This window comes from Escherichia sp. MOD1-EC5189 (genome assembly GCF_002966045.1).
In the GTDB taxonomy this organism is placed as follows: Bacteria; Pseudomonadota; Gammaproteobacteria; order Enterobacterales; family Enterobacteriaceae; genus Escherichia; species Escherichia coli_F.
Genome location: NZ_PTRX01000044.1, coordinates 1 through 25,488, shown reverse-complemented (window position 1 = coordinate 25,488; position 25,488 = coordinate 1). Strand labels below are relative to the sequence as shown.

Here is a 25,488-nt window from a genome sequence, read left to right as displayed (position 1 = left end):
GGTATAGCCATGGTGCCGGTGTGGAATCCCCGTGGAACGCGGTGGCTGGTGTGAACTGGTCGTTCTGACCATCAACGAAAAAGCCCACATCTGTGGGCTTTCATATCACCAGGAGCCGCGGCTCCTTTGCGTATCCTTTTATGTCTCCTCACCGTCTGATCGGTGTCTTGCTGAGACTTCTAACTTCCTGTTTTTGTTGGTGTTGTCCTTACACCGTCCAATCATGATTGGTGGAGCTGGCGGGAGTTGAACCCGCGTCCGAAATTCCTACATCCTCGGTACTACATGCTTAGTCAGTCTTTACATTCGCTTGCCAGCTGCGGACGGACACGCCACTAACAAACTAGCCTGATTAAGTTTTAACGCTTCAACCCCAGGCAGGGCTTCCACGCGATCTCTTTTGGGTTTGACCTCTCTTGATCCCCGTCCTAAGAGCGGAGGCTAGGGAGAGAGGGCTCTAAGCAGGTTATTAAGCTGCTAAAGCGTAGTTTTCGTCGTTTGCGACTATTTTTTGCGGCTTTTTACGAGGCCAACCGCCCCTCGGCATGCACCTTGGGTTTCGCAAATCCCGTCGAATCCAGAATCAGCCCCAATGTGTAACGGTAAGTATACCAGATTCATGAGTGCCATGACCAGCCTCAATGGCGTTATCGTTAAAGATTTAGCACCCGTGTAGCCTGATTTTTATTCGATTAAGCAATGGGATGGCAACATTTGGGTCGGATGTGATAGCCAATAAGATGTTCATTCGCGCCGCCGGAGAGGGTGGCGCGGTGAGGAACTGGTCAATAATTGGAGTGCAGATTTAACGGTGGGCGTTTTTCATGATACGCGCTTTATCCACCTGCCATTCGCGTTCTTTGATGTCTGAACGTTTATCGTGCTGTTTCTTACCTTTAGCGACGCCGATTTTCACTTTGCACCAGGCATTTTTCCAGTACAGGGAGAGCGCCACTACGGTATAGCCTTCTCGATTGACGCGACCGTACAATGAGTCCAGTTCGCGCTGGTTGAGAAGTAACTTGCGGGTACGGGTAGGATCGCACACCACATGCGTGGATGCCACAGCCATTGGCGTGATGTTAGCGCCAAACAGAAATGCCTCTCCGTCACGCAGAAGGACGTAGCTGTCGCTGATATTGGCTTTTCCTGCGCGCAGGGATTTAACCTCCCAGCCTTGCAGGGCAAGTCCCGCCTCGAACTCTTCTTCGATAAAGTATTCGTGACGGGCGCGCTTGTTAAGCGCGATGGTCGCTGAACCAGGTTTATGTGCTTTTTTCTTCGTCATAAGCGTCGTGAATCATCGGTAATCTGAAATCGAAAACACCCCATATCAATCCTGCGGGGGACAAGGCTCTATCTTAGCATGAACCCGATGTTACCCAGCGCCGGGATAGCGTTTTTTTTACAGCAGGATAAATGATATTATTTGTTGGATTTTTGTTGATGGAAATTGTTATGCCTCAGATTAGCCGGACCGCACTGGTACCCTACAGCGCGGAGCAAATGTATCAGTTAGTGAATGACGTTCAGTCTTATCCTCAGTTTTTGCCGGGTTGTACCGGAAGTCGGATTCTGGAGTCCACTCCTGGGCAGATGACCGCGGCGGTAGATGTCTCTAAGGCTGGGATCAGCAAAACGTTTACTACCCGCAACCAGTTGACCAGTAACCAAAGTATTCTTATGAATCTGGTGGATGGGCCGTTCAAGAAATTGATCGGTGGATGGAAGTTTACGCCGCTGAGCCAGGAGGCGTGTCGTATCGAGTTTCATCTCGACTTTGAGTTTACCAATAAGTTGATTGAACTCGCCTTTGGCCGCGTGTTTAAAGAGCTGGCGGCTAATATGGTCCAGGCTTTTACGGTTCGTGCGAAAGAGGTTTACAGTGCCAGGTAAAATTGCCGTTGAGGTGGCTTATGCTCTACCTGAGAAGCAGTACCTGCAGCGCGTGACGCTGCAGGAGGGCGCGACGGTTGAAGAAGCGATTCGCACCAGTGGCTTGCTGGAATTGCGTACCGATATCGATTTAACTAAAAACAAGGTCGGCATTTACAGCCGTCCGGCAAAACTGAGCGATACCGTGCATGATGGCGATCGGGTGGAGATTTATCGTCCTCTCATTGCCGATCCGAAAGAGCTTCGCAGGCAACGAGCAGAAAAATCAGCGAATAAATAACAGACGTTAAAAAAGGTGCTCATTGAGCACCTTTTTTAACGTCTTTGAGAGCAACTTTATTATTAGTTACCACTCAGCGCAGGTTTGTTATCAATGTTGGTCAACACCCCGCTACTGTTAAAGGTCAGCGTCAGCGTTTGCTGCGTTACACCTTCATGACCTGGTTGCTGGCGGAAGACATAGAACCAGGTATTCGTACCAAATGGATCGGACATCAGCGGTGTACCCAATGCGTACGCAACTTGTTGTTGCGTCATGCCAACACGTATTTTGGATACGTCGTTAGCGGTCAGATAGTTCCCCTGGTTGATGTCAGGACGGTAAACCACTCGCTCCAGAGTGGAACAGCCTGCGGTCAACATCAATAGTACTGCTGCTGCAGCAGTCAGCGTTTTACAGCGCATAGTGATTTGATTCCTTTTCGGGCCCGAGCAGTACGTGGCTCATCTGTAATATGCCGATGATAATAGACCTTTCATCACTTTAAAACCTTTTGCTTTCCGGTCTTACGGCGTTTTGCTGTTTACTCTGACCGTGAAGCAGGAAAAAAGTTTACGCCGCAAGCAGTTCTTTCGCATTCGCCAGTGTGTTACGTGTGACTTCACTGCCACCAAGCAGGCGCGCCAGCTCTTGTAACCGCGCTTTTTTGTCCAGCGACTCCATATGCGTTTCTGTCATCGCACCATCGGTTTCTTTGCTGACAAAATAGTGTTGATGACCACATCCCGCGACTTGTGGCAGGTGGGTAACACACATCACCTGAGTTGATTCGCCAAGTTGACGTAGCAGTTTGCCGACAACTGCCGCTGTTGGGCCGCTAATCCCTACATCCACTTCATCAAAAATCAGTGCCGGGGTTTCCATTTTACGCGCGGTAATGACCTGGATTGCCAATGCGATGCGGGACAACTCACCACCGGATGCGACTTTGGCAATAGGCTGCATTGGCTGACCTGGGTTGGTGGTTACCCGAAACTCAATACGATCAGCGCCGTCAGCGCCCAGGTGATGCTCGTCAAATTTAACATCGATCGTAAACTGCCCATGTGGCATAGAGAGTGCATGCATACTATCGGTGATCAGCTGTGCCAACTCATTTGCATAATGCTGGCGTTGCTGGTGTAACGCGCGCGCCGTTTCCAGTGCCTGCTGATGATGTTTCGTTACCGCCAGCGCGAGCGTTTCTTGTGAGTCGGCCTGATCGTCCAGTTGCTGCTGTTCTTCCAGTAGCGACTGGTAATACTGTGGCAATGCCTCAGGGCTGACGTGATGTTTACGTGCCAGCGAAATCTGTTTTGAGATACGCTGTTCAAGTTCAAACAGTCGGTTGGGATCGAGATCCAGACGATCGCAGTAGTGGCGCAGTTCGTCGCTGGCTTCAGCAATCTGGATGGTAGCTTCTTCCAGCATATCAAGTACGCCGGACAGTTTGCTGTCCATGCCAATCAATTCGCTCACCAGTTGTTTAGCCGTGTAAAGCTGACTTTGCAGGTTTGCGTCTTCACCGTCGGCCATTAATGCCAATGCATTCTGGCTGGTGGTCAGCAATTGACCGCTGTTCGCCAGACGTTTGTACTCTTCGTCGATTTGCTCAAACTCTCCGGGCTGAGGATTAAATTCGTTAAGTTCTTTTAATTGGTATTGCAGCAGCTCCGCACGAGCGGCGCGTTCCTGACTTAACTGTTGATGATGCGCGAGGTCGCGGCAGCTTTGATGCCACAACTGATAACGTGCGGTCATTTCCTGAAGCAGAGAGGTTTCATTAGCATAGCCATCAAGCAGGAATTTTTGGTGCTCGGGTTTGGTGAGTAATTGATGGGCGTGCTGACCATGGATCTGAATGAGCAACTGGCCCAGTTCGCGCAGTTGTGACAGTGGAACAGCTGTACCGTTGATAAAACCACGAGAGCGACCATCGCTACTGATTACGCGACGAAGCAGGCATTCACGGCCATCTTCCAGTTGGTTTTCTTCCAGCCAGCGCAGTGCAGCGGGTGTATCTTTCAGAGAAAAACGGGCGCACAGATCTGCGCGAGCAGCTCCGGTACGCACCATGTCGGCTTCAGCGCGACCGCCGAGACAAAGGCCCAGGGCATCTATTGCAATAGATTTACCCGCGCCAGTCTCGCCGGTGATTACGGTCATGCCGCTGTGAAAATCAATCTCAAGCTCACGAACGATAGCAAAGTTGCTGATGGTCAGTTGTGCCAACATAGTTGTTTTCCTGTATGAAAAACCATTACTGTTATTGTGTACAGTATAAACTGGTTTTATATACAGTAAAGAGGCTGGCGTAAAATTAGAATAATTTTTTTGACCAGCCGAGCTTGGTGCTTAATGTATTGAAATAGCTGTAATCTTTCGGATGAATCAGATTCAGATGGTAATCACAGCGACGAATCAGGACATCTTCTCCTTCTTGAATCGGCAGTGCTATCTGGCTGTCGCAACTGATTTCCAGGTCGTTACGGCGATGTGAAAAACGCAGACGGATCGTGCTGCTGCTGTTTATGACCAGTGGTCGTGCTGACAACGTATGCGGGAACATGGGCACCAGGGTAATCGCATCCAGAGAAGGCGTCAGGATTGGACCGCCTGCCGAGAGAGAATAGGCAGTGGAGCCTGTAGGTGTCGAAATAATCAGGCCATCGGAACGCTGCGAAAACGCAAAGATCTCGTCGATATATACTTCGAACTCAATCATATGCGCCACTTTGCCTGGATGAAGTACCACTTCATTTATCGCGGTGCTGATGCGCTTTTGGCAATCTTGCTGACAGACTTGCGCTTCCAGCAAAAAACGTTTCTCGCTGATGTAGTGACCTTCCAGCACATCGGCTAATTGTTGCTGAGCGTTATCGGGGTCAAGGTCGGTCAGGAAACCCAGGTTGCCACGGTTGATTCCAATAACTTTAATATCGTAACGGGCGAGTGTGCGCGCCGCGCCCAGCATATTACCGTCGCCACCAACGACTACCGCGAGATCAGCCAGTTGCCCAATCTCCGCGAGCGTGCCAGTTTTCACATTCTTCAGTTGCAGTTCGTGAGCGATTTGTTGCTCAACGATGACCTCGTAACCTTTTGTGCACAGCCAGCGGTAGAGCATTTCATGTGTTGTCAGTGCAGTAGGGTGCCGTGGGTGTCCCACAATGCCAATACACTTGAAATGATTATTCATTTTTCCGAGGTCCTTGTTGCGAAGATTGATGACAATGTGAGTGCTTCCCTTGAAACCCTGAAACTGATCCCCATAATAAGCGAAGTTAGCGAGATGAATGCGAAAAAAAACGCGGAGAAATTCATGAGTAGTAAAGAACAGAAAACGCCTGAGGGGCAAGCCCCGGAAGAAATTATCATGGATCAGCACGAAGAGATTGAGGCAGTTGAGCCAGAAGCTTCTGCTGAGCAGGTGGATCCGCGCGATGAAAAAATTGCGAATCTCGAAGCTCAGCTGGCTGAAGCCCAGACCCGTGAACGTGACGGCATTTTGCGCGTAAAAGCCGAAATGGAAAACCTGCGTCGCCGTACTGAACTGGATATCGAAAAAGCACATAAATTCGCGCTGGAGAAATTCATCAACGAATTGCTGCCGGTGATTGATAGCCTGGATCGTGCGCTGGAAGTGGCTGATAAAGCTAACCCGGATATGTCCGCGATGGTTGAAGGTATTGAGCTGACGCTGAAGTCGATGCTAGATGTTGTGCATAAGTTTGGCGTTGAAGTGATCGCCGAAACTAACGTGCCGCTGGACCCGAACGTGCATCAGGCCATCGCAATGGTGGAATCTGATGACGTTGCGCCAGGTAACGTACTGGGTATTATGCAGAAGGGTTATACGCTGAATGGTCGTACGATTCGTGCGGCGATGGTTACTGTAGCGAAAGCAAAAGCTTAATTTCTGCTTTCGTAATAAATCACGGCCCAGCATGCGAATGCCGGGCCGTTTTCGTTACTCCGCCACACTCTCACGCAGCGGTTTTACAGGAAAAACTTTTACCTGTTTAATCATATTGTCCTGTACGTCGAGAATATCGATATCGTACTCGCCAATACGCACGCGAGTTCCTGCGACAGGAATCTCTTCCAGTGCCTCAAGAATGACGCCATTAACCGTTCGTGCATCATCTTCCGGTAGATGCCAGTTAAAGGCTTTGTTGATTTCCCGCACGTTGGCAGTGCCATCGATAATCACCGAACCGTCGTTTTGCGGCGTGACCTCTTCGGCGAGCGTTGGCGACATCGACGTGGTGAAATCACCAACAATCTCTTCGAGAATATCTTCGACCGTCACCAGACCCTGAATATCTCCATACTCGTTGACGACCAGGCCGACTTTCTTTTTGTTGCGCTGAAACTTCACCAGCTGCGTGCTGAGCGGCGTACCTTCCGGGACAAAATAGATTTCGTCCGCGGCGCGTAGCATGGTTTCTTTGGTGAACTCTTTTTTCTCCGACATCAACCGCCAGGCTTCACGCACACGCAGCATACTGATGGCGTCGTCCAGCGAGTCACGGTAGAGCACGATGCGTCCGTGAGGTGAGTGGGAGAGTTGGCGGAGAATCGATTTCCAGTCATCGTTGATATCAATACCGATAATTTCACTGCGCGGCACCATGATGTCATCGACAGTCATTTTTTCCAGATCGAGTACCGACAACAGCATATCCTGATTGCGACGGGAAATTTGTGACCGCGATTCGTGCACAATGGTGCGTAATTCTTCTTTGCTTAAAGAGCCACTGACCACGATATCGGTTTTGATGCCCATCATGCGCATTAACATGCGGGTAATAGCGTTCAGCAACCAGACCAGCGGCATCATCAAAATTTGCAGCGGCGCCAGCAGAAAACTACTTGGATAGGCGACTTTTTCCGGGTACAGCGCGGCAATGGTTTTCGGCAATACTTCAGCAAAAACCAGTACGACAAAAGTTAGTACACCAGTCGCAATTGCCACGCCCGCATCCCCGTACAAACGCATCCCCACAATAGTGCCGAGCGCGGAGGCAAGAATATTGACCAGGTTATTGCCGATTAACACCAGGCTTATCAGGCGGTCTGGCTTACGCAGCAATTTTTCGACACGTTTGGCCGAGCGATTACCCTGTTTCGCCATATGCCGCAGACGATAGCGGTTGAGGGTCATCATTCCGGTTTCGGACCCGGAAAAATAGGCTGAAATGACCACCATGATGATCAGAATAATGATCAACGTGGTAGTAGATATGTGTTCCAGGGGAAACTCCTTTTCTGGGGTTAGCTGATTAACTGCTGGACAATTCGGCTACCGAAGTAGGCCAGTGTCAGAATGACCGCACCCGCAACGTTAAACCAGACGACGCGGCGTCCACGCCATCCTTCATGATAATGTCCCCACAGCAGCACAATATAGACAAACCACGCCACGATAGAGAGCACGGCCTTGTCGATATTTTCCATGCTAAATAAGTTGTGCATGTAGAAGAGACCAGTGCAAAGAGTGAGCGTTAACAGCACCACGCCAATCTGCGTGATGTGGAACATTTTACGCTCGATACTCATCAACGGCGGCATTTCCTGGTTAAACGCCAGCTTCTTGTTCTTCAGTTGGTAATCAATCCACGCCAGTTGTAATGCATACAGAGCGGCGATAATCAGCGTGGCATAGGAAAAGAGCGATAAGCCAATGTGAACCAGCATCCCAGGCGTTGCTTCCAGATGGGTGATGTATTCATTGGGCATAAAGGTGGCCAGCGCCAGGTTGATAAGCGCAAAGGCATAGACAATGGGTAGCAGCAACCAGCCACGATTGCGGGAAGCCACGATGGTCATTACCGTACAGATCATCAAACTGACCAGCGAACCAACGTTCAGTAAGCTGAGGTTTTGTCCGCTATCACCGTCGGGCAGGATGCGGGCTTCCAGAGCGATTGCGTGGCAGACCAGCGCGATGACCGCAGAAATAATAGCCATGCGCCGCCAGCCGCCGTTTTTTTGCAGCAGACCGGGAACAATCAGCGCAAGACTGACGGAGTAGGCGACAAGCGCGAGCAGAGCAAAAACGGGCATAGTAATGTCGACAGTTTGAGCAATAAGAAAGAGAAGCAGTATAGCGTCAGGTGAACGCTGCTCCAACCGTTGCATAACAACAAAGACGCCTTCATGTTATACTGCGGCAAAATACTGATGATGTGTCGCGATTGCGGCCAACCGTTTCCACCCCAGGCGAGAGACAATGTTTGATAATTTAACCGATCGTTTGTCGCGCACGCTGCGCAATATCAGTGGCCGTGGACGCCTCACTGAAGACAACGTAAAAGATACGCTGCGCGAAGTGCGCATGGCGCTGCTGGAGGCGGACGTCGCTCTGCCGGTAGTGCGTGAGTTTATCAATCGCGTAAAAGAGAAAGCGGTTGGTCATGAAGTTAATAAGAGCCTGACGCCGGGGCAGGAGTTCGTCAAAATCGTCCGTAACGAACTGGTTGCGGCGATGGGCGAAGAGAACCAGACCCTGAATCTGGCTGCGCAACCGCCAGCGGTGGTACTGATGGCGGGCCTGCAAGGTGCCGGTAAAACAACCAGCGTGGGCAAGCTCGGTAAGTTCCTGCGTGAGAAGCACAAGAAAAAAGTGCTGGTGGTTTCTGCCGACGTTTATCGTCCGGCGGCAATCAAACAGCTGGAGACGCTGGCAGAGCAGGTGGGTGTCGACTTCTTCCCTTCAGATGTTGGTCAGAAGCCGGTTGATATCGTTAACGCGGCGCTGAAAGAAGCCAAACTGAAATTCTACGACGTGTTGCTGGTGGATACCGCCGGTCGTCTGCACGTTGACGAAGCGATGATGGACGAGATCAAGCAGGTCCATGCATCGATTAATCCGGTTGAAACCCTGTTTGTGGTTGATGCCATGACTGGTCAGGATGCGGCCAATACGGCAAAAGCATTCAATGAAGCGTTACCGCTGACCGGTGTGGTACTGACTAAAGTCGACGGCGATGCTCGTGGCGGTGCGGCGCTCTCGATTCGTCACATCACTGGCAAACCGATCAAATTCCTCGGCGTTGGCGAGAAAACCGAGGCGCTGGAGCCGTTCCATCCGGACCGTATCGCTTCCCGTATTCTCGGCATGGGCGACGTACTGTCGCTGATCGAAGATATCGAAAGCAAAGTTGACCGCGCGCAGGCAGAGAAATTAGCCAGCAAGCTGAAAAAAGGCGACGGCTTCGATCTCAACGACTTCCTTGAGCAACTGCGCCAGATGAAAAATATGGGCGGCATGGCTAGCCTGATGGGCAAACTGCCGGGTATGGGGCAGATCCCGGATAACGTCAAGTCGCAGATGGACGATAAAGTGCTGGTGCGTATGGAAGCCATCATCAACTCGATGACGATGAAAGAGCGCGCTAAGCCAGAAATCATCAAAGGTTCGCGTAAACGCCGTATCGCTGCCGGTTGCGGTATGCAGGTGCAGGACGTTAACCGTCTTCTGAAACAGTTCGACGACATGCAGCGCATGATGAAGAAAATGAAGAAGGGCGGAATGGCGAAGATGATGAGAAGCATGAAAGGGATGATGCCGCCGGGATTTCCTGGTCGCTAAATGACCTTATGCGACAGAGTTATTAACTGCTGATTGCATTTTCTCCAGAAATCAGTAAAATTTTCGGGCTTTTAATATGACACCGGACTCCGTTCCTCGATGGGGTCCGGTTGTTTTATTCACACAAGAGGATGTTATGGTAACTATTCGTTTAGCACGTCACGGCGCTAAAAAGCGTCCGTTCTACCAGGTTGTTGTCGCTGACAGCCGTAATGCACGCAACGGTCGCTTCATCGAGCGCGTTGGTTTCTTCAACCCAATCGCTAGCGAAAAAGAAGAAGGCACTCGCCTGGATCTGGATCGCATCGCTCACTGGGTTGGCCAGGGCGCAACTATTTCTGATCGCGTTGCTGCGCTGATCAAAGAAGTAAACAAAGCAGCTTAATCTGTCACGGTGGTCATGATGAGCAAACAACTCACCGCGCAAGCACCTGTTGATCCCATCGTTTTGGGAAAAATGGGTTCGTCTTACGGTATTCGTGGGTGGCTCAGAGTGTTTTCTTCCACCGAAGACGCCGAAAGCATTTTTGACTATCAGCCCTGGTTTATCCAGAAGGCGGGTCAGTGGCAGCAAGTCCAGCTGGAAAGCTGGAAGCACCACAATCAGGACATGATCATCAAGCTGAAAGGCGTTGACGATCGTGATGCGGCGAACCTGCTGACGAATTGTGAAATTGTCGTGGATTCATCGCAGTTGCCTCAGCTTGAAGAGGGTGACTACTACTGGAAAGACCTGATGGGCTGCCAGGTAGTAACCACTGAAGGCTACGATCTCGGTAAAGTCGTCGATATGATGGAAACCGGATCTAATGACGTTCTCGTCATTAAGGCAAACCTGAAAGATGCGTTTGGTATCAAGGAACGTCTCGTACCGTTCCTCGATGGGCAGGTTATCAAGAAAGTCGATCTCACTACTCGTTCAATCGAAGTAGATTGGGATCCTGGTTTTTAAACCACCGGATAAACGGTAAAAGACGGCGCTATGTGGATTGGCATAATTAGCCTGTTTCCTGAAATGTTCCGCGCAATTACCGATTACGGGGTAACTGGCCGGGCAGTTAAAAATGGCCTGCTGAGCATCCAGAGCTGGAGTCCTCGTGACTTCACGCATGACCGGCACCGTACCGTGGACGATCGTCCTTACGGCGGCGGACCGGGGATGTTAATGATGGTGCAACCTTTACGGGACGCCATTCATGCAGCAAAAGCCGCGGCGGGTGAAGGCGCAAAGGTGATTTATCTGTCACCGCAGGGGCGCAAGCTTGATCAAGCAGGCGTCAGCGAACTGGCAACGAATCAAAAATTGATTCTGGTGTGCGGTCGCTACGAAGGTATAGATGAGCGCGTGATCCAAACCGAAATTGACGAAGAATGGTCAATCGGCGATTACGTTCTCAGTGGTGGTGAGTTACCAGCAATGACGCTGATTGACTCCGTTTCCCGGTTTATTCCGGGAGTACTGGGACATGAAGCTTCGGCAACGGAAGACTCCTTTGCTGAAGGATTGCTGGATTGCCCGCACTATACACGGCCTGAGGTGTTAGAAGGGATGGAGGTTCCGTCAGTGTTACTGTCGGGCAACCATGCTGAGATACGTCGCTGGCGTTTGAAACAGTCGCTGGGCCGTACCTGGCTTAGAAGACCTGAACTTCTGGAAAACCTGGCTCTGACTGAAGAGCAAGCAAGGTTGCTGGCGGAGTTCAAAACGGAACACGCACAACAGCAACATAAACATGATGGGATGGCGTAAGCCCCCGAGATATCAGTTTACCCAGGATAAGAGATTAAATTATGAGCAACATTATTAAGCAACTTGAACAAGAGCAGATGAAGCAGGACGTACCTTCCTTCCGTCCGGGTGATACCGTGGAAGTGAAAGTATGGGTTGTTGAAGGTTCCAAAAAACGTCTGCAGGCATTCGAGGGCGTGGTTATCGCTATTCGTAACCGCGGTCTGCACTCTGCATTCACTGTTCGTAAAATTTCCAACGGCGAAGGCGTTGAGCGTGTCTTCCAGACTCACTCTCCGGTAGTTGACAGCATTTCTGTCAAACGTCGTGGTGCTGTTCGTAAAGCTAAACTGTACTACCTGCGTGAGCGTACTGGTAAGGCTGCTCGTATCAAAGAGCGTCTTAACTAAGATTTCGCTTAAGCGACATCCTGTTAAGAAGGGCTGGCCAATTGGCTGGCCCTTTTTTTATCTGTTTGCTCGTGTTTTAAGGGGTAGTAATCACTACTGCGACGCGGCGGTTCTCGGCGCGGCCCTGGGCGGTCTTGTTACTGGCTATGGGATATTTTTTTCCTAAACCCTGTGTGGTGAGGTTGCTGCGCGGAATTTGTCCACCTATAGCCCATGCATCGGCCACAACATTCGCCCGTTTCAATGATAAGGCTTCGTTGTAACTGTCTTCACCATAGTTGTCGGTGTGTCCATCCATACGGGCATGCGTTAGCCCTGTCGAGGCCAATTTGGCTGCCATGGTTTGGATCTGTTGCTGGCTTTCCGGGAGCAATTTGTAGTCATTTTTTGCGAACAGAATGGCATCTGATAATCCCAGCGACCAGTCGCCGGCGGATTCAGTAAATCCATAAGATTGCATAGCGGCAACTTGCTCAGGAGTAAACTTTCCCTGAGGGGACTGGCAGCCAGTCAGTACTAGCGAGGTGAAAATCAGGGGTGCTACCAAGTGCTTTATCATATCGATATATCCTTGTTATCTCACCAGCTTTTCGGCACGCTGGTGTTTGGCCTGATACATATTGTGATCGGCCAGCTCTTGTAATTTTTCCGCAGAGGCATGCTCAATGGTCATCGCGTAACCAATGCTTAATGTCATGGTGGTCTGATGACCATTATGAAGATCAAACGGGCGATTAAAGATTTGTGTCAGTGCTGAGCAAATCCGCTGTACTTCGGATTCCGACTGTACACCAAAGAGGACCATCGCAAATTCATCGCCGCCTATGCGGTATGCTTTATGTTGCAGCCCGCCAAATTCAGCTAACCGTTTTGCTACCTCAATCAAGACACGATCGCCCGTCGCATGACCCCAGGTATCATTGATATATTTGAAATTATCGCCATCAAGAAATAGTAACGCCGACGTTTTTCGGGCGTCGGAACTGCTCATCAACGTGTTGATGCCGCTACGAAACGCAGCCCGGTTCGCCAGCCCGGTTAATGGGTCATGTAGCGCGGTACGTAGAAGCTGCGCATTTTTGGCCTGTAAACGAAGCTGCCACTCTTCCATTTCATCCAGCAGACTGTTGAAGTCGAGAGCGAAGCGGTGAAACTCAGCGATACGTTCTTCCGAAACTCGTCGGGAAAAATTGCGGTTGGAACGCACATCATGTACGACATCGGTGATATTTTTCAGCGCTTCCACCAGGCCATTGTGCAAATGGCGGGTGAGGGTAATTGCGATGCCTGATGCCAGCAGAATACACCCGGTCAGGACAGCGAGCGAAAACCAGATAAAATGGCTGATTGAACTGTCGCGAGCGGTTAAGCGTACTTCGCCAATGGTTTCACCATTGTGACGAATCGGCTGAGTGATGGGGGCAGGGAAGAGCCAGTGGCTTATGAAATTGCTGAAAGTATCGCCTGGATCCTTACGGGTGTAATGCCAGGATGCCAGAATATTTTGCTGCTTATCACGCACTTCTGCAGTTGAAAATTGCCCTTGCTTCCCCAGCGCTGCCAGTGTTTGAGTTGCTGCAGGGCCATCGGCAAAAACGACCGCTGCTTCCAGACTGTAAGTCATTGTTGCTGCTGTCAGTGCCAGGTTTTTTTGCGCGTACTGTTTCAGGGTCAGCACCGAGGTCACGGAAAGCAGCAACCAGATCAGCATCATAGTGATAAATATGCTGGTCATACTGATGTTGCGTAATGCTCTTTTAAACGTGGGGCGCTTATTAAGAGAATTATCGTTATCCATCATTTTTCTTCCGTGCGAGCATTAAGACATCTGGGTTCACCTTTACACCGCTACGCGATAAGACATCCAGGTTTACGGCAAATCTGACGTCATTATTGTGGATGATCAGACAAAAGGCGCTGCCAATAATGCACTCGGCATTTTGTTCGGCAATTAATAATAACGCCTTTGACGGATATTGTTCGGTTAATTCCATCTGGAATGTTGGTGACTCGTTGCCAAAATAAAAACCATTGCAGCCTGATATCATCGCCTCTTGTTGAGAGTGAATGATGACAGGCAGATAAGGCAAAGATGTCGCGCCATTCTCTTGTAGGGCGGTACTAAAACGTGAAGATGAAAAGATACATAACTTTGGTAGGCCTGATAGCGCCGGCCAGCGAGTGTAACTGACAATACCGGAAACCATCGTACGCACGTTTTTCGCAACGTCTGAAGGTTCCTGAGCGAGTATTGGTGCTCCCGTCAGGAGGAGAATCAGCAGTAAGAACAGACGATGAGAAAAACGCATTCAGGGATCCTCACCATCTTCGCTTGCAATGCATCGATAATTTTTCAGAATGCTCATTAAAATATCATTTTTTTATGCAGTCGTCATCAGAGTGGGAAATAAAAAATAATAAGTAAAATCTCATGTTTAATTTATTGTTGGGGGGGTTAATTAATTTAATCGTATTGTGCTGGCATTCTCATCAGCCCCTTTTTGCCATACTTCATGCAGTTGGCTGGCATTTTCAACATTGTTGCAGCTGGCAGGAAAGCTTTTACCGGAAAGTCCTCGGGCATAAGTAAAATCGGTCTGGCAAGTTTTCTTTTGTCCTTCGGCATATCCTTTAAGGTATAGACCGCGATCCGCCTGTGAATCGCTAAATGCATCGTCATCTTTTATGGCGTTGCCCGATATCGCATCTTCCATACCAACATCATACCAGTCGGTGCTGGTCAAGGTTGGCGCGTGAGTATAAGGATCAATCTGACATCCGCTAACCAGTAAAGCCAACAAGGGGGCGATAAACTTTTTCATCATTTCTTTCTCCTTTTTCAAAGCATAGCGGAATGTTTTCAAAGGAGGTGTAAATTTATTTATACATAAACAAGGGTTAAAAGCACGAATAAATTGTTTGTGTAAAGAAAAATGTACGAAATATGGATTGAAAACTTTACTTTATGTGTTATCGTTACGTCATCCTCGCTGAGGATCAACTATCGCAAACGAGCATAAACAGGATCGCCATCATGCAAAAAGACGCGTTGAATAACGTACATATTACCGACGAACAAGTTTTAATGACTCCGGAACAACTGAAGGCCGCTTTTCCATTAAGCCTGCAACAGGAAGCCCAGATTGCTGACTCGCGTAAAACCATTTCAGATATTATCGCCGGGCGCGATCCTCGTCTGTTGGTAGTATGTGGTCCTTGTTCCATTCATGATCCGGAAACTGCTCTGGAATATGCTCGTCGATTTAAAGCCCTTGCCGCAGAGGTCAGCGATAGCCTCTATCTGGTAATGCGCGTCTATTTTGAAAAACCCCGTACCACTGTCGGTTGGAAAGGGTTGATTAACGATCCCCATATGGATGGCTCTTTTGATGTAGAAGCCGGGCTGCAGATCGCGCGTAAATTGCTGCTTGAGCTGGTGAATATGGGACTGCCACTGGCAACGGAAGCGTTAGATCCGAATAGCCCGCAATACCTGGGCGATCTGTTTAGCTGGTCAGCAATTGGTGCTCGTACAACGGAATCGCAAACTCACCGTGAAATGGCCTCCGGGCTTTCCATGCCGGTTGGTTTTAAAAACGGCACCGATGGCAGTCTGGCAACGGCAATTAACGCTATGCGCGCCGCCGCCCAGCCGCACCGTTTTGTTGGCATTAACCAGGCAGGGCAGGTTGCGTTGCTACAAACTCAGGGGAATCCGGACGGGCATGTGATCCTGCGCGGTGGTAAAGCGCCAAACTATAGCCCTGCGGATGTTGCGCAATGTGAAAAAGAGATGGAACAGGCGGGACTGCGCCCGTCTCTGATGGTAGATTGCAGCCACGGTAATTCCAATAAAGATTATCGCCGTCAGCCTGCGGTGGCAGAATCCGTGGTTGCTCAAATCAAAGATGGCAATCGCTCAATTATTGGTCTGATGATCGAAAGTAATATCCACGAGGGCAATCAGTCTTCCGAGCAACCGCGCAGTGAAATGAAATACGGTGTATCCGTAACCGATGCCTGCATTAGTTGGGAAATGACCGATGCCTTGCTGCGTGAAATTCATCAGGATCTGAACGGGCAGCTGACGGCTCGCGTGGCTTAAGAGGTTTATTATGGTTGCTGAATTGACCGCATTACGCGATCAAATTGATGAAGTCGATAAAGCGCTACTGAATTTATTAGCGAAGCGTCTGGAACTGGTTGCTGAAGTTGGCGAGGTGAAAAGCCGCTTTGGACTGCCTATTTATGTTCCGGAGCGCGAGGCATCTATGCTGGCCTCGCGGCGTGCAGAGGCGGAAGCTCTGGGTGTACCGCCAGATCTGATTGAGGATGTTTTGCGTCGGGTGATGCGTGAATCTTACTCCAGTGAAAACGACAAAGGATTTAAAACGCTTTGTCCGTCTCTGCGTCCGGTGGTTATCGTCGGTGGTGGCGGTCAGATGGGACGTCTGTTCGAGAAGATGCTGACGCTCTCGGGTTATCAGGTGCGGATTCTGGAGCAACATGACTGGGATCGAGCGGCTGATATTGTTGCCGATGCCGGAATGGTGATTGTTAGTGTGCCCATTCACGTTACTGAACAAGTTATTGGCAAATTACCGCCTTTACCGAAAGATTGTATTCTGGTCGATCTGGCATCGGTGAAAAATGGACCATTACAGGCCATGCTGGCGGCGCATGATGGTCCGGTGCTGGGGTTACACCCGATGTTCGGCCCGGACAGCGGTAGCCTGGCAAAGCAAGTTGTGGTCTGGTGTGATGGACGTAAGCCGGAAGCATACCAATGGTTTCTGGAGCAAATTCAGGTCTGGGGCGCTCGGCTGCATCGTATTAGCGCTGTCGAGCACGATCAGAATATGGCGTTTATTCAGGCACTGCGCCACTTTGCTACTTTTGCTTATGGGCTGCACCTGGCAGAAGAAAATGTTCAGCTTGAGCAACTTCTGGCGCTTTCTTCGCCGATTTACCGCCTTGAGCTGGCGATGGTTGGGCGACTGTTTGCCCAGGATCCGCAACTGTATGCCGACATTATTATGTCGTCAGAGCGTAATCTGGCGTTAATCAAACGTTACTATAAGCGTTTCGGCGAGGCGATTGAGTTGCTGGAGCAGGGCGATAAGCAGGCGTTTATTGACAGTTTCCGCAAGGTGGAGCACTGGTTCGGCGATTACGCACAGCGTTTTCAGAGTGAAAGCCGCGTGTTATTGCGTCAGGCGAATGACAGTCGCCAGTAATAATCCAGTGCCGGGTGGCGTGTTTCACCCGGCACGATTTCATTATGCCGGATCGACTGGTACCACATTCTCGCTTGGGTAACAGCCCAGGACTTTCATCGAGCGAGTGATTTCACCTAGCTCTTTCAACGCCTGTTGCATTTCCGCTGATTCCAGATTGGCCTGAATATCCAGATAAAACATCTCTTCCCACGGGTTTCCGTGAATCGGGCGTGATTCCAGACGGGTCATAATCAGATTGTGGTTGCGCAGTACCAGCAACGCTTCAACCAGCGCACCAGCTTGTTGTCCGGTCGCCATTAACAACGTCGTTTTCGCCGGAACCTGGTCAGAAACGTTAATGGCTTTACGTGCCAACACCACAAATCGGGTGAAGTTTTGTCGCTGATTCGCTTCAATATGCTCCAGTACCTGCAAACCGTACAAAGTGCCGCCAGCTTCGCTTCCCAACGCAGCAACATGCGGTGATTTTGCCTGTGCAACCTTTTCCATTGCCGCAGACGTACTTTCGGTATATTCAATCTTCCAGTGCGGATAACGATTAAGGAATTTGCTGCATTGCTGGAATGGCTGCGGATGGCTGTAGACCGTATTAATGGTGGATAAATCAGTAGTGCCGGAGACCAACAAACAATGATCGATAGTTAACGTCATCTCGCCAACAATCGACAAACTGGTATGTTGCAGCAGATCGTAAACGTCGTTTATGGCACCGGAGCTGGTATTTTCAATCGGTACGACGGCATAGTCGGCCTGGCCGGTTTCCACCTGATTAAAAATATCGGCAAATTTGGCGCAGCCACTTTCAATGAATTGCTCAAAGTGACGCGCAGCGTACTGACGAGCGGCAAGATGTGAATAGGAGCCTTTGGGGCCGAGAAAAGCGATGCGTGCTGAGTGCGGATTAATTTTATTGAGATGTTGCTGGAGCAGTGCCTGCTGAGTTAATACGGAATCTTCAATGATGAGCTGGAACAGGCGAGTAATGTAATGGGCGTCCAGATGGTGCACTTTACCGAGCGTAATTAATCTTTCCAGCAAATCGCGTTCGCGATCAATATCACGTACCGGGCGATGAGAGAGCAGTTTGGCTTTTCCCACCTCGACGGCCAGTTCGCGCCGCTCTGCCAGTAATGCTAATAATTTTTCATCCAGCGCGCTGATTTTCTCTCGCAGCGCCAGTAACGGGTTTTCCGATGTCATAGTGTTGCCTTTTTGTTATCAATAAAAAAGGCCCCCCGGTTTGGGAGGCCTTATTGTTCGTCTTCGCATTCTGTTTCACACGACGAAACGCCTCCCATTCAGGGGAAGGTAAAAAAGAATGCGAAGAAAAACGGCGTGTGTTTCATGTTTGTTTCCTTAGGTGACTTCAGTACAGTACCCGTACTGTTTTCTCGCTGTCAACAAAAAACGCGCCCGAAGGCGCGTTGGCGATACACTCAATATAAAGGACTACTCTTCTTCAACTTCTTCGACGAAGTTGGCGTCTTTCACCGATGTTGCGGCACGACGTGCTTCGCCTTTGTGCTGCAGTTTATTGAGCTGCCGTTCCAGCTTGTTGATCAATTCGTTAATTGCGGTGTACATATCTTCATGTTTACCACTGGCAACCAGAACGCCGTTAGGAGTATTGATTGTGGCGTCAGCAACAAAACCTTGTGGCTCTTTGGACAGAATGATATGTGGATTAATCAGATGTGTTTGCCATTTTTCCAGTTTGGCGAGACGGTCTGCGACATGTTGGCGGATGGCCGGAGTAATTTCCATTTGTTTGCTGGTAATGTTCATTGTCATAAATTTTACCTCTTGTCTTCCCGTCTTGGTGAATTCAGCATACCGTTCCTGATGTCAAAATGTGTGATGGAAATCTCATAATTTTGTCACTTTTTGTCAACGAATCTTTTTTGTGAGAAATCGCAGGAAGAGGTGTTTTTTTACTTGAGGAATATCTCAAAGCGAGCCATATTTGATGAGATCGATAGTGACTAAATCGCTTCAGTTTCACAACTAACAGAATAAAAAAACGGCAGCTCAAGGCTGTAATGCCAGTCAGTTAAGCAACTGACTGGCTCTTTTTCGGGGCTGTGGGGTATTTCCAGGGCCTCTCCTTTACCACTCTCGGGAAGGCCCTTTCCCTTCTTGTCGGTAATTTCACTGGTTGTCCCATACTTGCAAGATCGCGCATCAGCTCCGGTATACGTCCCGGTGAAGCGCATGGCGTCCGTCATCGACGTCAGCAGATGGCTGGTCAGTTCCATCTGGCAGACCATTTTGACCTGCGGGTAGAGCGCCGGGTTCTCGGCATGTGTCTGGCGGGGGAAGGCTGCATCGTTCTCTGGTGTATCCGGTGTGCGCCAGAACACACCATCGATGGCCAGCAGGGTCAGGCCGCACCAGTGCGGATGCGGCGTGGCGTTATGCCAGAGCTGCGCTGTTTTCGTGAACACGCGGCGGACAGCCTCACTTCCCAGGCGCTGGCGGGCCTGAATAACGGCACTGGGGGCAACGAAGGGGCGATTGCCCGGCAGCATGATGTCCAGGCGATTCACAATCTGGTGAAGAGGTTCTTTACGCTCAAGCGCCATGCCAACAATACAGCAGACCATCATTTCGAGGGGAAGACGGCGCTTGCGTAGCGTTACAGTACCTGATTCGGCAAGGCAACGAGAGATGAGTTCGGGGTCGAGGTAATCCCCAGAGAAGTCAGTGGGTTACGCAGAGAATCGTAACGGGATACCAAATCAAGGGCCTGTCCAATGAGCATAAAAAAATCCGGAAACGAGTGAGCGTTTCCGGATTCTTACACAGCCACTGAATCGGTCAACTGATCCTTAACTGATCGGCATTACAGCTCAAGGGCTGCCGTTTTTTTATTTCAGTCTTCTGTTATGTATTGCTGCTGTTAGCGGCGATAATCTTCGCTACCTTTTCAGCTTGCGCATTCATCTGCATTTGGCGGTATGCATTTTCCATCAGCGGTAGCGCATCACGAGTAGCCTGGGTATCTGGGTAGTCGCGTAACATGCCTTCTACGCGGTTAACGACAGCAACCCATGCACCACGTTCTGTATAATACTCGGCAACGGAGTATTCATATTTCGCCAGACGATCTTTCAGGAATACCAGACGTTTGGTGGCATCGGTGGTGTACTGACTGTTCGGATAGCCGCGCACCAGTTTGGAAAAGTCACTAAACGCAGCTCGTGCATGTTGAGGATCGCGATCGCTACGATCGACGCCAAAGAACCCTTGCAGTGCACTGTCATCGAGCGCCATATTGGTCAGGCCACGCATGTACATGACATAATCGATATTCGGATGGGTCGGGTTAAGGCGAATAAAACGATCGATGGCAGCCTGTGCTAACGGCAAATCGGCGTTTTTATAGTAGGCGTAGATGAGATCCAGCTGCACCTGCTGCGAATACGGACCAAACGGATAGCGATTATCTAGCGCTTCCAGTTGCGTTATTGCCTGTCTCCAGTTACCGTCCTGCAGCTTTTGTTGTGCAGTAGCGTAAATTTCATTTGGCGGATTATCAGGTACTTCTTCCTTTGACCCCGAGCAACCCGCCAAAAACAGGCTTAGTGTGGCGGCTGCCACCAGATATTTCATGCGCGTCATGACGTTTTGACTTTCCTCAAAATGTAATACGGGAGATTCTCTGTTCCTGCTCCCGGTTAAGACCAGCTACAATAGCACACTATATTAAACGGCAAAGCCGTAAAACCCCAACGATAAACGAAGAAGCAGTATATATGGCACAACGAGTACAGCTCACTGCAACGGTGTCCGAAAACCAACTCGGTCAACGCTTAGATCAGGCTTTGGCCGAAATGTTCCCGGATTATTCACGTTCGCGAATAAAAGAATGGATCCTCGACCAGCGCGTGCTGGTTAACGGCAAAGTTTGTGATAAGCCGAAAGAAAAAGTATTAGGTGGCGAGCAGGTGGCCATCAACGCTGAGATTGAAGAAGAAGCGCGTTTTGAACCGCAGGATATCCCGCTGGATATCGTCTATGAAGATGAAGATATCATCGTCATTAATAAACCACGCGACCTGGTTGTACATCCTGGCGCGGGTAACCCGGATGGCACGGTACTGAATGCGTTGCTTCATTATTATCCGCCCATTGCCGATGTACCGCGTGCGGGCATCGTCCATCGTCTGGATAAAGACACCACCGGCCTGATGGTTGTGGCAAAAACCGTTCCGGCTCAGACGCGTTTAGTCGAATCTTTGCAACGGCGTGAAATTACTCGTGAGTATGAAGCGGTGGCAATTGGTCATATGACCGCTGGCGGTACAGTAGATGAACCAATCAGCCGCCACCCGACCAAACGTACTCACATGGCGGTGCATCCGATGGGTAAACCGGCGGTCACTCACTATCGCATCATGGAACACTTCCGTGTGCACACGCGTCTGCGGTTGCGTCTGGAAACCGGACGTACGCACCAGATCCGCGTGCATATGGCCCATATCACTCATCCGCTGGTGGGCGATCCGGTTTATGGCGGCCGTCCGCGTCCGCCAAAAGGTGCTTCGGAAGCGTTTATCTCCACGCTGCGTAAGTTTGACCGCCAGGCGCTTCATGCAACCATGCTGCGTCTTTATCACCCGATCTCCGGCATCGAAATGGAATGGCATGCGCCTATTCCACAAGATATGGTGGAGCTGATTGAGGTGATGCGCGCCGATTTCGAAGAGCATAAGGATGAAGTGGACTGGTTATGAGTAAGCTGATTGTCCCGCAGTGGCCGCTGCCAAAAGGTGTTGCGGCTTGTAGCTCTACCCGTATCGGCGGCGTGAGCTTGCCGCCGTATGACTCGCTCAACCTCGGTGCCCATTGTGGCGATAACCCGGATCACGTCGAGGAAAATCGTAAGCGACTTTTTGCTGCGGGCAATTTGCCTTCAAAACCGGTCTGGCTTGAGCAGGTACACGGCAAAGATGTGCTTAAGCTTACTGGCGAACCTTATGCCTCAAAACGAGCAGATGCCTCTTATAGCAACACGCCGGGCACGGTTTGCGCTGTGATGACTGCCGACTGCCTCCCCGTGCTGTTTTGCAATCGAGCGGGAACGGAAGTCGCCGCCGCTCATGCTGGCTGGCGTGGACTGTGCGCTGGCGTGCTGGAGGAGACGGTTTCCTGTTTTGCTGATAATCCGGAAAATATTCTCGCCTGGTTAGGGCCGGCAATCGGTCCACGCGCGTTTGAAGTGGGGGCGGAGGTTCGCGAGGCGTTTATGGCAGTAGACGCCAAAGCGAGTGCAGCTTTCATTCAGCATGGAGATAAATATCTGGCGGATATTTATCAGCTTGCCCGGCAGCGTCTGGCGAACGTTGGTGTTGAGCAAATTTTCGGCGGCGACCGTTGTACATATACGGAAAATGAGACATTCTTCTCTTATCGTCGCGACAAGACCACCGGTCGTATGGCAAGTTTCATTTGGCTGATATAACCTAAAGAATCAAGACGATCCGGTACGCGTGATTTTCTTTTCACATTAATCTGGTCAATAACCTTGAATAATTGAGGGATGACCTCATTTAATCTCCAGTAGCAACTTTGATCCGTTATGGGAGGAGTTATGCGTCTGGATCGTCTTACTAATAAATTCCAGCTTGCTCTTGCCGATGCCCAATCACTTGCACTCGGGCACGACAACCAATTCATCGAACCACTTCATTTAATGAGCGCCCTGCTGAATCAGGAAGGGGGTTCGGTTAGTCCTTTATTAACATCCGCCGGCATCAATGCTGGTCAGTTGCGCACAGATATCAATCAGGCATTAAATCGTTTACCGCAGGTTGAAGGCACTGGTGGCGATGTCCAGCCCTCACAGGATCTGGTGCGCGTTCTTAATCTTTGCGACAAGCTGGCGCAAAAACGTGGTGATAACTTTATCTCGTCAGAACTGTTCGTTCTGGCGGCACTTGAGTCTCGCGGCACGCTGGCCGACATCCTGAAAGCAGCAGGGGCGACCACCGCCAACATTACTCAAGCGATTGAACAAATGCGTGGAGGTGAAAGCGTGAACGATCAAGGAGCTGAAGACCAACGTCAGGCTTTGAAAAAATACACTATCGACCTCACCGAACGAGCCGAACAAGGCAAACTCGATCCGGTGATTGGCCGTGATGAAGAAATTCGCCGTACCATTCAGGTACTGCAACGTCGTACTAAAAATAACCCGGTGCTGATTGGTGAACCAGGCGTTGGTAAAACAGCCATCGTTGAAGGTCTGGCTCAGCGTATTATCAATGGCGAAGTACCGGAAGGGCTGAAAGGCCGCCGCGTACTGGCGCTGGATATGGGCGCGCTGGTGGCCGGGGCGAAATATCGCGGTGAGTTTGAAGAACGTTTAAAAGGCGTGCTTAACGATCTCGCCAAACAGGAAGGCAACGTCATCCTGTTTATCGACGAATTACATACCATGGTCGGTGCGGGTAAAGCCGATGGCGCAATGGACGCCGGCAACATGCTGAAACCGGCGCTGGCGCGTGGTGAATTGCACTGCGTAGGTGCCACGACACTGGACGAATATCGCCAGTACATCGAAAAAGATGCTGCGCTGGAACGTCGTTTCCAGAAAGTGTTTGTTGCCGAGCCAACCGTGGAAGACACCATTGCTATTCTGCGTGGCCTGAAAGAACGTTACGAGCTGCACCACCATGTGCAAATTACTGACCCGGCAATTGTTGCAGCGGCGACGTTGTCTCATCGCTACATTGCGGACCGTCAGCTGCCGGATAAAGCCATCGACCTGATCGATGAAGCAGCATCCAGCATTCGTATGCAGATTGACTCAAAACCAGAAGAACTCGACCGACTCGATCGTCGTATCATCCAGCTCAAACTGGAACAACAGGCGTTAATGAAAGAGTCTGATGAAGCCAGTAAAAAACGCCTGGATATGCTCAACGAAGAACTGAGCGACAAAGAACGTCAGTATTCCGAGTTAGAAGAAGAGTGGAAAGCTGAGAAAGCGTCGCTTTCTGGTACGCAGACCATTAAAGCGGAACTGGAACAGGCGAAAATCGCCATTGAACAGGCTCGCCGTGTGGGTGATCTGGCGCGGATGTCTGAACTGCAATATGGCAAAATTCCAGAACTGGAAAAGCAACTGGAAGCCGCAACGCAGCTCGAAGGCAAAACTATGCGTCTCTTGCGTAATAAAGTGACCGACGCCGAAATTGCTGAAGTGCTGGCGCGTTGGACGGGGATTCCGGTTTCACGCATGATGGAAAGCGAGCGCGAAAAACTGCTGCGTATGGAGCAAGAACTGCACCATCGCGTTATTGGTCAGAACGAAGCGGTTGATGCGGTATCTAACGCTATTCGTCGTAGCCGTGCGGGGCTTGCTGACCCGAATCGCCCGATTGGTTCATTCCTGTTCCTCGGCCCAACGGGTGTGGGGAAAACTGAGCTTTGTAAGGCGCTGGCGAACTTTATGTTTGATAGCGACGAGGCGATGGTCCGTATCGATATGTCCGAGTTTATGGAGAAACACTCGGTGTCTCGTCTGGTTGGTGCGCCTCCGGGATATGTCGGTTATGAAGAAGGTGGCTACCTGACCGAAGCAGTGCGTCGTCGTCCGTATTCCGTCATCCTGCTGGATGAAGTGGAAAAAGCGCATCCGGATGTCTTCAACATTCTGTTGCAGGTACTGGATGATGGGCGTCTGACTGACGGGCAGGGGAGAACGGTCGACTTCCGTAATACGGTTGTCATTATGACCTCTAACCTCGGTTCCGATTTGATTCAGGAACGCTTCGGTGAACTGGATTATGCGCACATGAAAGAGCTGGTACTCGGTGTGGTAAGCCATAACTTCCGTCCGGAATTCATTAACCGTATCGATGAAGTGGTGGTCTTCCATCCGCTGGGTGAACAGCACATTGCGTCGATTGCGCAGATTCAGTTGAAACGTCTGTACAAACGTCTGGAAGAACGTGGTTATGAAATCCACATTTCTGACGAGGCGCTGAAACTGCTGAGCGAGAACGGTTACGATCCGGTCTATGGTGCACGTCCTCTGAAACGTGCTATCCAGCAGCAGATCGAAAACCCGCTGGCACAGCAAATACTGTCTGGTGAATTGGTTCCGGGTAAAGTTATTCGCCTGGAAGTTAATGAAGACAGGATTGTCGCCGTCCAGTAATGATAAAACGAGCCCTTTGGGGCTCGTTTTTGTCTATAAGTTAGACGGAAAACACCATGTTCAGGATGTTTTGCCTGAAAAATGAGCGAACGATAAAGTTTTTATATTTTTTGCTTGTCAGGCCGGAATAACTCCCTATAATGCGCCACCACTGACACGGAACAACGGCAAACACGCCGCCGGGTCAGCG

General features: G+C 50.2%; 28 protein-coding genes, 1 other RNA gene, 1 pseudogene and 1 other annotated feature. Of the genes and pseudogenes, 14 read left to right on the top strand and 16 right to left on the bottom strand.

Features of this window, described 5'->3' with window-relative positions:
- The coding region (locus ATB02_RS27130; protein WP_376765641.1) for a hypothetical protein at positions 1-68 on the top strand (68 nt) is incomplete at its 5' end.
- 160 nt (positions 69-228) lie between these two features.
- Here ATB02_RS27130 and ssrA read toward each other — a convergent pair.
- Both ssrA and smpB read right to left on the bottom strand, forming a co-directional pair.
- Positions 229-591, bottom strand: a transfer-messenger RNA (tmRNA) gene (gene ssrA, locus ATB02_RS23890).
- Between the two features lie 214 nt (positions 592-805).
- Entirely contained in the window at positions 806-1,288 is a 483-nt protein-coding gene (gene smpB / locus ATB02_RS23885) for an SsrA-binding protein SmpB (protein ID WP_000162574.1), read from the bottom strand.
- A 170-nt stretch (positions 1,289-1,458) separates the two neighbouring features.
- Here smpB and ratA point away from each other — a divergent pair, with 170 nt between their 5' ends.
- Both ratA and ATB02_RS23875 read left to right on the top strand, forming a co-directional pair.
- Positions 1,459-1,896, top strand: a complete 438-nt coding sequence (gene ratA, locus ATB02_RS23880) for a type II toxin-antitoxin system toxin RatA (RefSeq protein WP_001300750.1) — start codon at positions 1,459-1,461, stop codon at positions 1,894-1,896.
- Positions 1,886-2,176 carry an RnfH family protein gene (locus tag ATB02_RS23875; RefSeq protein ID WP_001117842.1) on the top strand — a complete coding sequence of 97 codons (291 nt, stop codon included), beginning with the start codon at positions 1,886-1,888 and terminating at the stop codon, positions 2,174-2,176. The genes ratA and ATB02_RS23875 overlap by 11 nt, the downstream gene beginning before the upstream one ends.
- Before the next feature lie 62 nt (positions 2,177-2,238).
- Here ATB02_RS23875 and bamE read toward each other — a convergent pair whose 3' ends face one another.
- The 3 genes from bamE to nadK all read right to left on the bottom strand — a co-directional run bounded on the left by bamE (position 2,239) and on the right by nadK (position 5,354).
- Entirely contained in the window at positions 2,239-2,580 is a 342-nt protein-coding gene (bamE, locus tag ATB02_RS23870) for an outer membrane protein assembly factor BamE (protein ID WP_001203437.1), read from the bottom strand.
- A gap of 148 nt (positions 2,581-2,728) precedes the next feature.
- Positions 2,729-4,390, bottom strand: coding sequence for a DNA repair protein RecN (gene recN / locus ATB02_RS23865; RefSeq protein ID WP_032184939.1), 1,662 nt, complete (start codon positions 4,388-4,390; stop codon positions 2,729-2,731).
- An 85-nt stretch (positions 4,391-4,475) separates the two neighbouring features.
- Positions 4,476-5,354 (bottom strand): NAD(+) kinase, encoded by an 879-nt coding sequence (nadK, locus tag ATB02_RS23860; RefSeq protein WP_001059169.1) that lies wholly within the window; start codon positions 5,352-5,354, stop codon positions 4,476-4,478.
- Between the two features lie 123 nt (positions 5,355-5,477).
- Here nadK and grpE point away from each other — a divergent pair, with 123 nt between their 5' ends.
- Positions 5,478-6,071, top strand: a complete 594-nt coding sequence (gene grpE / locus ATB02_RS23850; protein ID WP_088542420.1) for a nucleotide exchange factor GrpE — start codon at positions 5,478-5,480, stop codon at positions 6,069-6,071.
- A 54-nt stretch (positions 6,072-6,125) separates the two neighbouring features.
- On the opposite strand, the gene ATB02_RS23845 is transcribed toward grpE, so the two are convergent.
- Positions 6,126-7,412, bottom strand: coding sequence for an HlyC/CorC family transporter (locus ATB02_RS23845; RefSeq protein ID WP_010723175.1), 1,287 nt, complete (start codon positions 7,410-7,412; stop codon positions 6,126-6,128).
- Between the two features lie 20 nt (positions 7,413-7,432).
- Entirely contained in the window at positions 7,433-8,224 is a 792-nt protein-coding gene (locus ATB02_RS23840) for a cytochrome C assembly family protein (RefSeq protein WP_001338897.1), read from the bottom strand.
- 166 nt (positions 8,225-8,390) lie between these two features.
- Between ATB02_RS23840 and ffh the strand changes: the two genes are divergently transcribed.
- From ffh to rplS, 5 genes are all read left to right on the top strand, one after another.
- Positions 8,391-9,752 carry a signal recognition particle protein gene (ffh, locus tag ATB02_RS23835; RefSeq protein ID WP_000460035.1) on the top strand — a complete coding sequence of 454 codons (1,362 nt, stop codon included), beginning with the start codon at positions 8,391-8,393 and terminating at the stop codon, positions 9,750-9,752.
- Between the two features lie 136 nt (positions 9,753-9,888).
- Entirely contained in the window at positions 9,889-10,137 is a 249-nt protein-coding gene (rpsP, locus tag ATB02_RS23830; RefSeq protein ID WP_000256450.1) for a 30S ribosomal protein S16, read from the top strand.
- Between the two features lie 18 nt (positions 10,138-10,155).
- Positions 10,156-10,704 carry a ribosome maturation factor RimM gene (gene rimM, locus ATB02_RS23825; protein ID WP_000043335.1) on the top strand — a complete coding sequence of 183 codons (549 nt, stop codon included), beginning with the start codon at positions 10,156-10,158 and terminating at the stop codon, positions 10,702-10,704.
- Between the two features lie 30 nt (positions 10,705-10,734).
- On the top strand, positions 10,735-11,502 hold the full coding sequence (gene trmD / locus ATB02_RS23820; protein WP_000264781.1) for a tRNA (guanosine(37)-N1)-methyltransferase TrmD: 768 nt from the start codon (positions 10,735-10,737) through the stop codon (positions 11,500-11,502).
- Positions 11,503-11,543: 41 nt separating this feature from the next.
- A complete protein-coding gene (rplS, locus tag ATB02_RS23815) occupies positions 11,544-11,891 on the top strand; it encodes a 50S ribosomal protein L19 (protein ID WP_000065253.1) in 348 nt (115 codons plus the stop codon).
- 76 nt (positions 11,892-11,967) lie between these two features.
- Here rplS and ATB02_RS23810 read toward each other — a convergent pair whose 3' ends face one another.
- From ATB02_RS23810 to ATB02_RS23795, 4 genes are all read right to left on the bottom strand, one after another.
- A complete protein-coding gene (locus tag ATB02_RS23810) occupies positions 11,968-12,450 on the bottom strand; it encodes an OmpA family protein (protein WP_039021299.1) in 483 nt (160 codons plus the stop codon).
- Positions 12,451-12,465: 15 nt separating this feature from the next.
- Complete coding sequence (gene dgcN / locus ATB02_RS23805; RefSeq protein ID WP_000969055.1) at positions 12,466-13,692, bottom strand: diguanylate cyclase DgcN; 1,227 nt, start codon at positions 13,690-13,692, stop codon at positions 12,466-12,468.
- Entirely contained in the window at positions 13,682-14,200 is a 519-nt protein-coding gene (locus ATB02_RS23800; RefSeq protein WP_105272330.1) for a YfiR family protein, read from the bottom strand. Before ATB02_RS23800 ends, dgcN begins: the two co-directional genes overlap by 11 nt.
- 150 nt (positions 14,201-14,350) lie before the next feature.
- Complete coding sequence (locus ATB02_RS23795) at positions 14,351-14,716, bottom strand: DUF2799 domain-containing protein (protein WP_001353010.1); 366 nt, start codon at positions 14,714-14,716, stop codon at positions 14,351-14,353.
- 209 nt (positions 14,717-14,925) lie between these two features.
- On the opposite strand from ATB02_RS23795, the gene aroF reads away from it, so the two are divergent.
- The gene (gene aroF / locus ATB02_RS23790) at positions 14,926-15,996 is read left to right on the top strand and encodes a 3-deoxy-7-phosphoheptulonate synthase AroF (RefSeq protein WP_001168045.1); all 1,071 of its coding nucleotides are present in this window, start codon (positions 14,926-14,928) and stop codon (positions 15,994-15,996) included.
- Between the two features lie 10 nt (positions 15,997-16,006).
- Positions 16,007-17,128: a bifunctional chorismate mutase/prephenate dehydrogenase gene (gene tyrA / locus ATB02_RS23785; protein ID WP_000225222.1), complete on the top strand. Its 1,122-nt coding sequence runs from the start codon at positions 16,007-16,009 to the stop codon at positions 17,126-17,128.
- Positions 17,129-17,170: 42 nt separating this feature from the next.
- Here the strand turns inward: tyrA and pheA are convergent, their stop codons facing one another.
- The 5 genes and pseudogenes from pheA to bamD form a co-directional block, all read right to left on the bottom strand.
- On the bottom strand, positions 17,171-18,331 hold the full coding sequence (pheA, locus tag ATB02_RS23780) for a bifunctional chorismate mutase/prephenate dehydratase (protein ID WP_032184936.1): 1,161 nt from the start codon (positions 18,329-18,331) through the stop codon (positions 17,171-17,173).
- Between the two features lie 21 nt (positions 18,332-18,352).
- Positions 18,353-18,478 (bottom strand) — a sequence feature (Phe leader region).
- Positions 18,430-18,477, bottom strand: a complete 48-nt coding sequence (pheL, locus tag ATB02_RS23775; RefSeq protein WP_001386991.1) for a pheA operon leader peptide PheL — start codon at positions 18,475-18,477, stop codon at positions 18,430-18,432. Its footprint overlaps the feature before it by 48 nt.
- A gap of 102 nt (positions 18,479-18,580) precedes the next feature.
- On the bottom strand, positions 18,581-18,922 hold the full coding sequence (gene raiA, locus ATB02_RS23770; RefSeq protein WP_000178456.1) for a ribosome-associated translation inhibitor RaiA: 342 nt from the start codon (positions 18,920-18,922) through the stop codon (positions 18,581-18,583).
- A gap of 259 nt (positions 18,923-19,181) precedes the next feature.
- Positions 19,182-19,892, bottom strand: a pseudogene (locus ATB02_RS23760) (IS4 family transposase).
- A gap of 122 nt (positions 19,893-20,014) precedes the next feature.
- The gene (bamD, locus tag ATB02_RS23755; RefSeq protein ID WP_000197686.1) at positions 20,015-20,752 is read right to left on the bottom strand and encodes an outer membrane protein assembly factor BamD; all 738 of its coding nucleotides are present in this window, start codon (positions 20,750-20,752) and stop codon (positions 20,015-20,017) included.
- A 134-nt stretch (positions 20,753-20,886) separates the two neighbouring features.
- On the opposite strand from bamD, the gene rluD reads away from it, so the two are divergent.
- The 3 genes from rluD (at position 20,887) to clpB (ending at position 25,298) form a co-directional block, all read left to right on the top strand.
- Positions 20,887-21,867 carry a 23S rRNA pseudouridine(1911/1915/1917) synthase RluD gene (gene rluD, locus ATB02_RS23750; RefSeq protein ID WP_000079112.1) on the top strand — a complete coding sequence of 327 codons (981 nt, stop codon included), beginning with the start codon at positions 20,887-20,889 and terminating at the stop codon, positions 21,865-21,867.
- A complete protein-coding gene (gene yfiH, locus ATB02_RS23745) occupies positions 21,864-22,595 on the top strand; it encodes a purine nucleoside phosphorylase YfiH (protein ID WP_000040132.1) in 732 nt (243 codons plus the stop codon). The genes rluD and yfiH overlap by 4 nt, the downstream gene beginning before the upstream one ends.
- A 129-nt stretch (positions 22,596-22,724) precedes the next feature.
- Positions 22,725-25,298 (top strand): ATP-dependent chaperone ClpB, encoded by a 2,574-nt coding sequence (gene clpB / locus ATB02_RS23740; protein ID WP_002431841.1) that lies wholly within the window; start codon positions 22,725-22,727, stop codon positions 25,296-25,298.
- Positions 25,299-25,488 lie beyond the last annotated feature (190 nt).